We start from the raw sequence: 12825 nt of genomic DNA, 5'->3' as shown, positions 1-12825 counted from the left end.
AGTTTGATCGCTCGTTCTGAATCTGACTGTCCAATGCGGTGCTACACCGTATTCCGCTTGATGTTGCATTTTTTTGCAACCCAATGATACCTTCCGTCCGAGCTTCCAAAAGGGTCACCTAGTTTGGTGAGCAAAGCTTCCCTAGGACAGTGGCGGACACGGATGCTGGCCGGGATCGGTGGCGTTGCCGCGATCGTGGTGGGGTGGGGCATCGGGTTGTTCGAGGCCAAGGAGGTGCCGGTGCCGCCCGCGCTGCAGGCCGGGAAGGATATTGCCGCCGGCGAGTGGTCGCTGCGCTTCGACCACGTGGAAACCAGTGACCGGCTGCCGAATGGCGAGGTGGTGTCGCGCGACGGTCGCAAGGCGATCGTGCTGTATCTGCAGGCGACCAATCGCACCACGCAGACCAGCGGCTCGCTGGTGCAGGCGGTGGCGTTGAAGACGCCGCCGCGCGGGGCCGATGCGCGGCCGACGGCGTATCTGTTGCGCGATCGCGCGGCGACCACCGAATTGCAGCCGGGCCTGCCGGAGCAGGTCGCCTTGGTCTGGACCTATCCGGCGACGGAGCAGTCGGCCGCGCGTGTGCGCTTCGACGTCACTGCCAGGACCTTCAAGGCCTTCGACAATCTCTATGCGCAGCCGCTGTGGACCGATCCGCATCCGGTCGGGGTCGTGGAGTTGCCGCTTGGTGTGTCGCGTGCCGGCGCACAGGCGGGTGAACCGTGAAGCGGCTGGCCACCATCGCGATCCTGCTGCTCGGCTTCGTGCTGCTTGCCGAGATGCGCTGGACGATGCCGCGCTATGAGCGCATCACTGGTCCGATCGCGGTGTCCGGGGCGCCGGACAGTTGGGTGCAGACCGAGAATCTGGCCGTGAACGCCGGCACGCCGCAACTCGCGCGCACGATCCGTTTCAAGGCGGCGGGCGCGGTGCAGCAACGCGACACCGGCGGCGTGTGGCTGGTGGTGCCGGTGCGGTCGAAGGTCGTGCGTGCGACGGCGCGCGTGTACGGCCGGGTCTGGGCGACGCCCGACGGCCGTCGTTACCGCGCCAGCGGCCGCGCCGAGATGGGCGATGCAGTGCTGTCGTCGATCAAGACGCTGCAGCCCGGGCTGGAACGCAAGGACGTGCTGGTCTTCGAGCTGCCGTCTGCGCTTGCCAGGGCAGGCGGCACGCTGGTGCTGTCGGAGGACCGCGACCCGCAGCTGACGGCCGAGGCGCGGGTGCGCTATCCGCCAATTCCCGCCGGGTCTCCGGTGGAGGTGCTCGATCTGGATGTGCTGCATGCACGCCTCTGACCGCGATGTGGCCCCGGCCGTTTCCGAACGCCGCATGCGCTGGCTCGCGCTGGCGGCGCTGGTGGTGCTGGTGCCGTGCACGATGGCCGCGACCGGCTGGCGCGACGTGCGGGAGCTGCTGCATGCGCGCGAATGGCGGCCGGTGGATGTGGCGATGGCGCAGACCGTGGACTACGACGGTGCCGCCGTTCGGCTCGCGTCGGTCGATGTGCTGCCGTTCGAGGCGGGACTGCCCGCCGATCGCACGTTCGTGCGCACGCGGCTGACGCTGGTGCCGGGTGCCTCCGGTGCGCAGTGGAGCGATTGCACGCTCAAGCTGGTCGACGGCAGCGGCCGTTCCTGGTCCGCGATCGACACCGTGCCGGACCTGTTGCAGCGTGCCTTGGCCAAGCCGGGTGAGCCGCCCGGCGTCGCCTGCGATGGGCTGGCCGTGTCTGCGGCCAAGCCGGGCGTGCCGTTGGCGGTCGACGGCTACTACCTCGTCCCGCGCGCGGCGGTCGCGCAACTGCAACTCACCGTGAGCACGCGCGGCGGTCGCCCGCACTATCTGCGTTTCGCGCGGGAGCACGCCCATGACTGAGTTGGCGCTGCGGGGTGGGCCGCTGGGGCTGATCGGCGACACGCTGCGGCTGTGGGTCCGCTACCTGCCGCAATTGCTCGCCGTGGCGCTGGCCGGCGTGTTGCTCAACGAACTGCTGCTGCAGGCCGCGGTGTGGATCGGCTACCAGAACCGGCTCGCCGGTCTGCTGTCGCTGACGCTGGTGGTGCTGGTCAAGCTGGTGATCTTCGTGCTGCTGTTCGAAACGCTGCGCCCGGCCTTGCCGGGGATCGCCAGTGCGGCGCTGGCCGACCAGGCCGATGCGACGGCCGCAGAGGAAGAGGGCAGGGCGCGCTGGCGCCGCCTGTCGGCCATCGTTTCGCAGGCGCTGGTGCCGTTCTTCGCCTACTACGCCGCCTGGGGGTTCCTCGGCGAGACGATTCGTGCCTACGGGCGCGAAGGGTTGGGTCAGTTCAACCCGTTCGACCCGACCTACCGCGGTTCATTGTTCGAGGTGTCGGGCGGCTGGTGGCTGGCGGCGTCGGTGGCGCTGCTGTGGCTGATCCGGCGCGGCGCGAAACAACAGAAGCAGCGCAGCCCGCATCCGGCGTGGAATGTGCTGATCGTGCTGTGCGAGGCCGGCTGGACCTTCGTCGGCATGTACGTGCTCACCGAATGGAAGGGCGGGGTGTTCCGCTGGCTGGCGCATCTGCGCATCGCCGATCTCGGCCAGCAACTGTGGCAAGGCATCAGCCATCCGATCGGCGTCGCGCATGCCGCGCTGCCAGGCGCGGTGGAGCAGGCGCCGCCGGGCGTGGCGGACACGCTGGTGGTGATCTTCTTCTCGGCCTTGTTGCCGGTGGTCTGGCTGGCGCTGGCCGCGCTGATCTACCGCTACGACGTGCACAACGCCGAATTGAATGCGCCCGCCAGGTGGTCGAGCAAGGTCGACGGCACGCTGGGGCTGTGGCGGAAACTGCCGACCTGGTTGCGCGACTTCATCGGCCATTTCTGGGCGGGCACCGTCTCGCGCTATCGCGCCGCGGCCAACAGCGTGCAACTGGCCGGTGCCACCGGGTTGTCCGCGCTGGTCACCTTGATCGTGCTCTATCGCGCGCTGGACTGGGCCTCGGCCTGGGCCTGGATGGGCCTGACCCGCCTGATCGGCCCGCATCCGCAGGTGGTGTGGCAGGCGATCGCCAATCAGCTGTCGGTGGTGCTGGGTACGCCCAGCGATCCCGGCGACGGCATCGTGCCGCAGACGCTGAAGATCTGCCTGCTCGCGGCGACGCTCGAGCGTGCCTTCCGTGCCGGTCGAAGCTGGCGGGCGTTGAAGTAGCCCGGAGTGTTGCGCGCCGTTTCGCAGCGGCGCGGACCTGGCGCATATCTGGCTTCGGCGCGAATGATGGTGCGTTAGCCGGTGCATCCCAGTAGCGTCGATGCACGGTCAGGCCGGCATCGGAAGCTGGCGGCGCGTGGCTGGCACTCGCCACCGCGGGTGGCGTGGGAAACAGCATGTGGGACCAGGCCTTACTGCGCTCACGTGTCCCGTGACCGGAGCGGACGGCGGCAACGTAGGAGAACGATCGAGCGCTGCGCCGTGGCAAATAAAAAGCGCCGCGATGGCGAACCATCGCGGCGCTGCAACACAAGGCAGAAACTCAGAGCGGGTGCCTCGGAACGCCCCGAGGGAACAGGCTGACTCAGCCGGCAGCGGGCGCCTTGGTGTCGCCCGCCTTGATGTCGCCCGGCTGGCACTCGCCCAGGCGCTTGCCGTCCATCTTCATGTGCGTCTTCATCGACATGCCGCCCGGCAGGCCGGTGATCGTGGAATGCGATTCGGAGGCCATCTCGGTGGCGCTGAAGGTCCCGGTGCTGGTGCCCGCGACCTTGATGTCGCCCATCGTGCAGTGCATCTTCGCGTCGATCTTTCCGTCCTTCATAGTGAAGCTGTCGTACACGCAGTTCTTCTGCATCGGCGAGGCGCTGCCGAAGAGGCTGGCGGGATCGTTGATCTGCTCGGCGGTGAGGCACACCTTGGCGGTGCTCGGTGGGACCTTCGGCATCTGCGGCATGTTGCCGGAGCCGCCGCTGGTCTCGCTGCTCACTTGCTCGATCCGCATCTCCCATTGGCCGGGCTGCAGCTTGGCCGCCTGCACCTTGGCCACGTCGGCGACCGAGGCGTTGGACATGGCGACGTTGTCGCCGTTCTTGTCGCCGCCCTTGCTACAGGCGGCGAGCAGCACACACACAGCAACCGTTGCCGGCATGGTCAGACGCATGAACTTCTCCCTAAGTTATGTGAGGTGCGCGGAGCATAGCCGGGGGCGTGATTAAGATCACGTCGACGTCGGAGACCGCGTCCTGACCATCCAGCAGGCGTCGCGAGGGTGAGGGGCTATCGCTGAGGGCGCGCTCAGTGGCATGGAAGACAGCCGGACATATCGCGCAGTCGTTCAGCCGCCCGCATCCGGGTCCAAGCCGTACGATCCCGGCCACCGCCGAGCGCATGCCGACGTATCCGACGTGCACGGCCCATTCCATGCGGCTCTGCTAGCGTCTGCGCCGCCGCGCGTCACCCCCACGCCATCTGCTCCAGGTCCCACCTTCGATGCCCAGTCTCGCCGAACGCCCCGTCATCCTCGAACGCAAGCGCACCTTGAAGATGGCGCGCTCCGCACACGCCTACGTGCGCGGCAATACCGCCAGGTTCTACGAATGGCTGGCAGCGTCGCCGGCGGCGCGGCGTGTGCCGATGGGGCCGGCGATCTGGATCTGCGGCGACTGCCACCTCGGCAACCTAGGGCCGGTCGCCGATGGCGAGGGGCGCGTCGAGATCCAGATCCGCGATCTCGACCAGGGCGTGATCGGCAATCCCGCGCACGACCTCATCCGCCTGGGCCTGTCGCTGGCCACCGCGGCACGCGGTTCGGACCTGCCCGGCGTCACCACCGCGCGGATGATGGAGGCGATGATCGACGGTTATTGCGCGGCCATCGAGGATCCGACGCGCGATCACCCTGGTGCCGAATCTGAGACCGTGCGCAGCATCCGGCGCGAGGCCTTCGGCCGGCGCTGGCGCCACCTGGCCAAGGAGCGTCTGCAGGCGGTGGAGCCGCACATTCCGCTGGGCGAGAAGTTCTGGGCGTTGGCACCGGAAGAACGCGAGGCACTGGAGCGGCTGTTCGCCGATCCGGCGGTGGCGCAGATGGTGCTGTCGCTGAAGGGAAAGCCCAAGGACCGCGAGGTGCGTTTGGTCGATGCGGCGTACTGGATGAAGGGCTGCAGTTCGCTGGGCCTGTTGCGCTATGCGGCGATCGTCGCCTTGAAGACCGGCAAGGGCCACTGGTCCTACGCGCTGGTCGATCTGAAGGAGGCGATCGCACCGATCGCGCCGGCGGCGCCCGATGCACGGATGCCGGCGGATAACGCCGAGCGCGTGACCGCCGCGGCGCGCGCGCTGTCGCCGTACCTGGGCAGCAGGATGTTGCCGGTGCATCTGCTGGGCCGCTCGCTGTTCATTCGCGAACTCTCGCCGCGCGACCTGAAGCTGGAGGTCGACCAGTTCAATCACGTCGAGGCGATGCGCTCGGCGCGCTATCTCGCCTTCGTCGTCGGCAAGGCGCATGCGCGGCAGATGAAGCCCAAAATGCGCGCCGCGTGGCTGCACCTGCTGGACGCCGACCGGCGCAAGGCGATCGACACGCCGTCGTGGCTGTGGGAGAGCGTGGTCGCGCTCGCCGGCCTTCACGAGGCCGGCTATCTCGAACATTGCCGCCGCTACGCACTGGCCGCATGACGGCAGTTCCGTGAGGTGCGGCCGACTGGCGTCGCATCGCGATCCGCTTCAGTCGCGCGCGTTGTCCAGGTTCAACGCCATGTCCCAACGATCCAGGCCCGGGCCGTAGCCGTTCGCGACCACGCGGTCGACGCTGAAGCCGAAGCGCGCGTAGAACGCCTGGGTGTGCTGGCTGGTGTCCAGTTCGATCCGCGCCACGCCGACGCTGCGCCGGCAGGCGTCGAGCCGGGCCTCGGTCAGCGCGCGGCCCAGGCCCTGGCGGTGCAGGCGACGCTCGACCATCCCCCAGCCGAAGCTGGCGACGCGGCCGTCGGCACTCAGCGCGTGGCCGCCGCAGGCCACGATCGTGCCCGCGCGGACGATGACCAGATAATGCCAGGCACCGGTGTGGTGCTGCAGGAAGTGCTCGAAGGCGGCGCGTTCGCTGCGATCGAAGAACTGCGGGACGTTGCTGTCGAACAGCGCCAGGCAGGCGGCTTGGTCCTGCGCGGCATACGGACGGACGGTGTTCACCCGGGCAGTGTGCCGCAGGCGGTCGGTCAAGTCGTGGTTGTGTCGAGTGCATCGGCCATTTCCGAAGTGCATGTCGGAAAATTTCGCCGGGCCTGTCCGGGATCCGCAGCGCGGTGGTGTCCGGAAGCGGGAAGGGGGAGGGTCAGATAATTCTGACGTGAGATCAGGATTGTCCTGATAACGCTTTCCCCGCCGCGGCAGCATACTGGCCTCGGCCTGACGCAGGGACCGTCGCGCGCCTTACGAGGAAAGCGCTGGCAGGTCACTCGACCCTGCGTGCCGAGCCTTGAGTAAGCTCGGCAGGGTTTTGATGACGACAACATGACGTTTCGCGAGGTGCAGATGAGCACACCGTGAAGCGTCTTCGTTTGTCTACAAATTCGTATTGCCCTGAATAATTCACGCAGATAGTCTGGATAGTGCGGTATCCGCTGCGTTGGGGTTATACGAGATGGCCATCAGGGTTTTTCTGGTCGATGATCACGCTCTTGTCCGCACGGGCATGAAGCTGATCCTGTCGAATCAAACGGATATCGAAATCGTCGGCGAAGCCGACAGCGGCGAAGCCGCGCTCCCGCAGATCCGGCAGTTGAAGCCGGACATCGTCCTGTGCGATCTGCACATGCCCGGCGTCAGCGGGCTGGAAGTCACCGAGCGCATCGTCAAGGGCGACCACGGCACCAAGGTCATCATCGTCTCGGTGCTGGAAGACGGCCCGCTGCCCAAGCGCCTGCTGGAAGCCGGTGCGTCCGGCTACGTCGGCAAGGCCGGCGACGCGCAGGAATTGCTGCGCGCGGTCCGCGACGTGGCGATGGGCAAGCGCTACCTCGGCGCCAACATCGCGCAGAACCTGGCGCTGGCCAATCTGGAAGGCGGCGGTTCGCCGTTCGATGCGCTGTCGCCGCGCGAACTGGAAGTGGCCTTGCTGCTGACCCGCGGCCTGCGCCAGGAAGACATCGCCAAGCGCCTGAGCCTCAGCGCCAAGACCGTCAATACGCACAAGGCGCGGTTGTTCGAGAAGGTCGGCATCCAGGACAACATCGCCCTGGCGCGCCTGGCCACGCAATACGGCTTGCTGGATCCGACGCATCCGCTGTAATCGGCGGCGCCTGTCGAAGTGACACGAGAGCGGCCTTCGGGCCGCTCTTGCGTTGTGCGGGCGCGAAGGAAGATCCGTTCGCGGTGTCGATCGACTGCAATCGCCGTCGGCCTCGCGCACGCCGCACACAGCCTCGCGACAGTAGCGGTCGCAATGGCTGAGTGCCTTCGCGTGGCAGCGCTCGACGCAGGTGTGGCGGCGAAGCAGCACGGCACTCTGTGCGGGCGCAGCGCCCATCACGGCAATCTTTGGCGAAGCGCGCGTGCGTGCTCCCAAGGAAGCGCGCGCGCATGTGTGTCGTGTCTGCAGGACACCTCCAGTCGCCTGCTTTCGCCACGGGCTATGTACGCCGCGCACCGCGTGTTCTTGTAGGAGTTGCTTCAGCCGCGACAGGCGACCGGTAATGCTCTGTCGCGGCTAATCCCGCAAAGGGGAAGAGCCGCACCTACGAGGTGATCGAGTGTCGTTGCTGCCGCAAAAGCGTGTTTTGGAGGTGACGTGAAGCTGCTGCTTCGGCGGTGCAGCGCAACTGGATCGAGCCGACTATTCGCGCATGCGGGCATATCGCCTTGAGCCGCTGCGCTGTTTGCGCTTCAGCGCGCCCATAAAAAAAAGCGGCCCGAAGGCCGCTTCTTTCATGCTGCAACGGGAAAAGCGTGGATCAGCTGCGATCCTTGTGCTCGTCGCCGTCCGCCTTGTCCGCGGCATGCGGCGCATGCGCTGCGGATTGCGCGGCAGTGGCGGCGCGTTCCGTCTTCGCCGCCTCGTCTGCAGACACGACCTGCGCCTGCGCAGCCGGGGCGGCAACGGACGTCGCGGTGTCGTCGCTTGCCGGCGTGGCCGATACGCTCTCGGTCGACGCTGCGGCCGCTGCTGCACCACCGTGCGGAGCCTGCGCCGGTGCATCGGCGAAGGCGTCGAGCAGGGTGGTCTGCACCGGGGCGTAAGCCGGCTTGACCGGGGCAGCCTCTTCGGCACGCGGCTCCACGGGAGCGGTGGGCGCGGCGGTGACGGCCGGCGCTGCGCTCGGCGGAACGACGGCAGCTTCCGCCGGCGCGGTGACGCCCGCCGGATCCTCGACCTTGGTCGTGGTATCTGCGGCGTCCGGCTCCGCGACCGTCGCCTTGGCGGCGGTGGCGGTCGCTTGCTCGACGGCAGTGGTGACTGCCTGCGGTTGCTGCGTGGTCGGGGCGACGGCAGGCGTGGCGCGTTCGGCCGGTGCCGCGGCGCGGGCGACCACAGTCTCCTGTGCGACCGGCGTGGTCTCGGCGACCGGCGCCGGTGCTGCCGGTGCCGCCACCACCGTGTCGGCATGGGCAACGGCCGCATCGCTCACACCCTGGGCCGCTGCGGCCGGCGCCGTCGGCGCGGGCGATGCGATCACGGTGTCGGCAGGCGCGGACGGCTGCATCGGTGCGGTGGCTGGCGCAGGCACGGGGTCGACGGTGATCGGCGCGGGGGCCTGGGCTGCGTCGCTGGCCGGTGCCGCTGCACTGACGGCAGCCGGACGCTCACGGCGCTCGCGCTTTTCCTGCGGCTCGCGCTTTTCCTGCACGGGCGGCTTGGGTGCGGGTGCGTCGGTGGCACCGTCGTCGTCGAAGTCGAACTCCGGCTGGCTGCGGCTCGGCGCCGGCGCGCTTTCGCCGTCGCTGTCGCCGGCATCCAGATCGGCATCGTCCAGCCCGGCGGTATCGCCGGCGGCACCGGCTTCGCCATTGCCACGACGACGACGACGTCCACCGCGACGGCCGCGACGACGGCGGCCACCGGCGTCGCCGGTGCCGTCCTCGCCCTCGGCGCCTTCGCCGGCGGGCACAGCCTGCGCGGTTTCCGCGGCGCTTTCGCGTTCATCGATGCCGGCTGCTGCGGCGGCAGGCGCCTGTTGCACCGGTGCGGCGGCGGCTTCGACAACCACTGCCGGCTCCTGGGACGCGGCGCTCGCGCCACCGGCGACCGCAGCGGCGGCCAGGGTGGTGGCGTCCTGCATCGGCGTCACGGGTGCGGTGGCGACGGGCGCGGCCTGCTGCTTGGCCACGGCCTCGTCGGCGCGCGGCTGACGCGGCGGCTTGTCGCCCTGCACGGCGGCCTGTGCCGGATCCTGCTGCGGCTTCGGCTGGCGCGGCGGGTTCTGCGGCTGCTGTTGCTTCGGCGGCTTGGGCGTTTGCGGCTGCTGTTGCGGCTTGGCCTGCTGCGCGGCCTGCTCGTTGCGCGGTGCCTTGGGCTGCTGGTTCTGCTGCGCGGCCGGCGCAGTGGCGCCATTGCCGTTGCCGTTGCGGCGTTCGTCGCGGCGCGCATTGCCGCCGTTGCCGTTGCCGCGGGCGGCATTGCCGCCCTGGCCGCCGTTGCGGCGCGCGTTGCGGTCGTTGCGATCGCCACGGTCGTTGCGGTTACGGTTGCCGTCCTGCGGGCGCTGGCGCTGTGCCGGCTCGGCGGCGGCCGGGGCGGCGGCCGGGTTGTCGCCGGCGCCGAAGATGCGCTTCAGCCAGCCGACCACGCCGGTGGCCGGCGGTGCGACCGGGGTCGGCGCGACGACCGGCGCCGGTGCCGGCGCGGCCACCGGTTCCTCGGCCGGTTCGCGCACCGGGGCCGGCTGCGAGTGCTTCACATTGGTCACCGCAGGCGCCGGAATGTTCAACTGCGCCTTGGTCAGCGCATGCACCGGCAGCTTGCGCGGGGTGCCGCGCTGGTAGCTGGGCTTGGTGCTTTCCTCGCCCAGTTCGTTCTCGCGCAGGCGGGTCACTTCGTAGTGCGGGGTGTGCATCTGCTCGTCGGCGACGATGACGATCGGCGCGTCGTGGCGCTTCTCGATCTCGCTGAGCGCGCGGCGCTTCTCGTTGAGCAGGTAGTTGGCGATCTCCACCGGGGCCTGCACCAGCACCTGTCCGGTGTTCTCCTTCATCGCGTGCTCTTCTGCGACGCGGATGATCGACAGCGACAGCGACTCGACGCTGCGCATGCGGCCGTGGCCATCGCAGCGCGGGCAGACGATCTGGCTGGACTCGCCCAGCGACGGACGCAGGCGCTGGCGGCTCATCTCCAGCAGGCCGAAGCGCGAGATACGGCCGATCTGCACCCGCGCGCGGTCGTACTTGAGCGCGTTCTGCAGGCGGTTCTCGACCTCGCGCTGGTGCTTGTTGGAGGCCATGTCGATGAAGTCGATCACCACCAGGCCGCCGAGGTCGCGCAGGCGCAGCTGGCGCGCGACCTCTTCGGCCGCCTCCAGGTTGGTCTGGAATGCGGTGTCCTCGATGTCGCTGCCCTTGGTGGCGCGCGAGGAGTTGACGTCCACCGCGGTCAACGCCTCGGTCTGGTCGACCACGATCGAGCCGCCGGACGGCAGGCGCACGCTGCGCTCGTAGGCGGCCTCGATCTGCGACTCGATCTGGAAGCGATTGAACAGCGGGATGTCGTCGGTGTAGTGCTTGAGCTTGCGCAGGCTCTGCGGCATCACCTGCTGCATGAACTCCTGGGCGTCGCCGTACATCTCGGCGGTGTCGACCAGGATCTCGCCGATGTCGGCGCGCAGGTAGTCGCGCAGGGCGCGGATGATCAGCCGCGATTCCTGGTAGATCAGGAACGGCGCCGGCTTGGCCAGGGCGGCCTCGGCGATCGACTTCCACACCTGCAGCAGGTAGTCCAGGTCCCACTGCAGTTCTTCGGCATCGCGGCCGACGCCGGCGGTGCGGATGATCACGCCCATGTCGTCGGGGATGTTCAGCTTGTCCAGCGCTTCCTTCAGCGCGGCGCGGTCCTCGCCCTCGATCCGGCGCGAGACGCCGCCGGCGGTGGGCGAGTTCGGCATCAGCACCATGTAGCGGCCGGCCAGGGAGATGAACGTGGTCAGGGCCGCGCCCTTGTTGCCGCGCTCTTCCTTGTCCACCTGGACCACGACTTCCTGGCCCTCGCGCAGCAGTTCGCGGATCGTCGCCTTGTTGTGGTCGACGCCGGCCTGGAAGTAATCGCGGGAGATTTCCTTCAGCGGCAGGAAGCCGTGACGCTCGCCGCCGTATTCGACGAAAGCTGCTTCCAGCGAGGGCTCGAGCCGGGTGATGCGGCCCTTGTAGATGTTGGACTTCTTCTGTTCCTTGGACGGCTGCTCGATGTCGATGTCGTACAGGGTCTGGCCGTCCACGATGGCCACACGCAGTTCTTCTGCCTGCGTGGCGTTGATCAGCATTCGCTTCATTGTTGCGTTCCTCGCGCTGCTACCGCGCGGAACGCCATGGGGTTTCGCTTCTGGTCACGCTTCGTCGCCCATCGCGCAGGCGCGGGGTGGGCGTCTTGGGTTTCCAGCGCTACGACACCACGGCGAGCCGCGGGAGCGCTTCTTGCTTTTAGGTGGTTCAGGACCGGCGGCGACTCCAGCCAGGCTGGGCGCCGCACGGGGCATGTTCAGCGCGGACGCTTGCGGCATCCGGCGATGGCCGGGTAGGCCGGTGAGCCGCTAACATGGCCGCCCCGGGGGCGGTGGTCGCGCACTGTGCCGGAATCGTCGTAAGCCGGGCTTCTGGCCCTCAACTAACTTCCAACGAAATCAAACCCTTATCTCGCCCCCCGAGTGTAACAGAATAAACTGCCTGATGACTTCCCCCCCGATCCCTCCAAAGCCGCGCGATGTCGCGACCAGCGCGGTGCGCATTCTCAAGGTCCCGGAAGACAGGGCCGGACAGCGCGTAGACAATTTCCTGCTCGGCCAGCTCAAGGGCGCGCCGCGTAGCCTGATCTACAAGCTGATGCGCAGCGGTCAGGTCCGGGTCAACGGCGGCCGCACCAAGGCCGAGCGCAAGCTCGAGGCCGGCGACGAAGTGCGCATCCCGCCGGTGCGGCTGGCCGAGGAGGGCGAGAAGAGTGCGCCACCCGACGCCTTCATGGCCCGGTTGGAGGCGGCCATCGTCTATGAGGATGCACGGCTGCTGGCGCTGAACAAGCCGTCGGGTGTCGCCAGTCACGGCGGCAGCGGGATCAGTTTCGGCGCCATCGAGACGCTGCGTGCGCTGCGTCCCAATCAATCGCTGGAACTGGTGCACCGGCTCGACCGCGACACCTCCGGGCTGCTGATCGTGGCCAAGAAGCGCTCGGCGCTGACCGAGCTGCAGGCGCTGATGCGCGAGGACGACCGGGTCCAGGGGCGCGGTATCAGCAAGCGCTACCTGACCCTGCTGGTCGGACGCATGCCCGACGGCACCATGAGTGTGGATGCGCCGCTGCACATTGGGCTGCGCCAGGGCGGCGAGCGCCACGTGCAGGTGAATGCGGCAGGCAAGCCGTCGCTGAGCCATTTCCGGGTGCTGGAGCGGCGCGGCGGGCATTCCTATTGCGAGGTGCGGATCGAGACCGGCCGCACCCACCAGATCCGCGTGCATGCGCAGCACCTGGGACATCCGGTCGCCGGCGACGACAAGTACGGCGATCCGGCGGTCAACAAGCGCCTGCGCGAACAGATCGGGCTCAAGCGCCTGTTCCTGCATGCCGCCTCGCTGGAGTTCAGCCTGGACGACGGCAAGACGCCTTATCTATTGAATGCGCCACTGGCCGACGAACTGGCCGAGGCGCTGAACCGCCTCGGCTGAGGCGGACG

10 protein-coding genes are annotated in these 12825 nt (G+C 68.4%); 7 read left to right on the top strand and 3 right to left on the bottom strand.

All coding sequences use genetic code 11. From position 1 onward, the window contains the following. Window positions 1-162: 162 nt before the first annotated feature. Genes GGR64_RS19800 through GGR64_RS19785 form a run of 4 tightly spaced genes read left to right on the top strand, consistent with a single transcriptional unit; the run spans window position 163 to window position 3175 of the window. A complete protein-coding gene (locus tag GGR64_RS19800; protein WP_184648030.1) occupies window positions 163-726 on the top strand; it encodes a hypothetical protein in 564 nt (187 codons plus the stop codon). Then, window positions 723-1298, top strand: a complete 576-nt coding sequence (locus tag GGR64_RS19795; protein ID WP_184647978.1) for a hypothetical protein — start codon at window positions 723-725, stop codon at window positions 1296-1298. The genes GGR64_RS19800 and GGR64_RS19795 overlap by 4 nt, the downstream gene beginning before the upstream one ends. Before the next feature lie 34 nt (window positions 1299-1332). Next, window positions 1333-1878: a hypothetical protein gene (locus tag GGR64_RS19790; RefSeq protein WP_184647976.1), complete on the top strand. Its 546-nt coding sequence runs from the start codon at window positions 1333-1335 to the stop codon at window positions 1876-1878. Beyond that, window positions 1871-3175, top strand: coding sequence for a hypothetical protein (locus GGR64_RS19785; protein WP_184647975.1), 1305 nt, complete (start codon window positions 1871-1873; stop codon window positions 3173-3175). Before GGR64_RS19790 ends, GGR64_RS19785 begins: the two co-directional genes overlap by 8 nt. A gap of 364 nt (window positions 3176-3539) precedes the next feature. On the opposite strand, the gene GGR64_RS19780 is transcribed toward GGR64_RS19785, so the two are convergent. After that, window positions 3540-4118 (bottom strand): DUF3617 domain-containing protein, encoded by a 579-nt coding sequence (locus GGR64_RS19780; RefSeq protein ID WP_221236302.1) that lies wholly within the window; start codon window positions 4116-4118, stop codon window positions 3540-3542. Between the two features lie 329 nt (window positions 4119-4447). Between GGR64_RS19780 and GGR64_RS19775 the strand changes: the two genes are divergently transcribed. Continuing rightward, window positions 4448-5635 carry a DUF2252 family protein gene (locus GGR64_RS19775; protein ID WP_184647973.1) on the top strand — a complete coding sequence of 396 codons (1188 nt, stop codon included), beginning with the start codon at window positions 4448-4450 and terminating at the stop codon, window positions 5633-5635. Window positions 5636-5683: 48 nt separating this feature from the next. Here the strand turns inward: GGR64_RS19775 and GGR64_RS19770 are convergent, their stop codons facing one another. Continuing rightward, entirely contained in the window at window positions 5684-6148 is a 465-nt protein-coding gene (locus tag GGR64_RS19770; RefSeq protein WP_184648028.1) for a GNAT family N-acetyltransferase, read from the bottom strand. Window positions 6149-6599: 451 nt separating this feature from the next. Between GGR64_RS19770 and GGR64_RS19765 the strand changes: the two genes are divergently transcribed. Further along, entirely contained in the window at window positions 6600-7247 is a 648-nt protein-coding gene (locus GGR64_RS19765; protein WP_184647971.1) for a response regulator, read from the top strand. A 661-nt stretch (window positions 7248-7908) separates the two neighbouring features. Here the strand turns inward: GGR64_RS19765 and GGR64_RS19760 are convergent. Beyond that, window positions 7909-11433: an Rne/Rng family ribonuclease gene (locus GGR64_RS19760; protein WP_184647969.1), complete on the bottom strand. Its 3525-nt coding sequence runs from the start codon at window positions 11431-11433 to the stop codon at window positions 7909-7911. Between the two features lie 394 nt (window positions 11434-11827). Here GGR64_RS19760 and GGR64_RS19755 point away from each other — a divergent pair, with 394 nt between their 5' ends. Next, window positions 11828-12817 carry an RluA family pseudouridine synthase gene (locus tag GGR64_RS19755; protein ID WP_048490262.1) on the top strand — a complete coding sequence of 330 codons (990 nt, stop codon included), beginning with the start codon at window positions 11828-11830 and terminating at the stop codon, window positions 12815-12817. The last annotated feature ends 8 nt before the right edge of the window (window positions 12818-12825 follow it).

Origin of the sequence: Xanthomonas sp. 3307 (genome assembly GCF_014199735.1) — a bacterium.
Classification (GTDB): Bacteria; Pseudomonadota; Gammaproteobacteria; order Xanthomonadales; family Xanthomonadaceae; genus Xanthomonas_A; species Xanthomonas_A rydalmerensis.
Note: the sequence above shows the minus strand (reverse complement) of the source record. Positions and strands in the feature narration are given on the sequence as shown.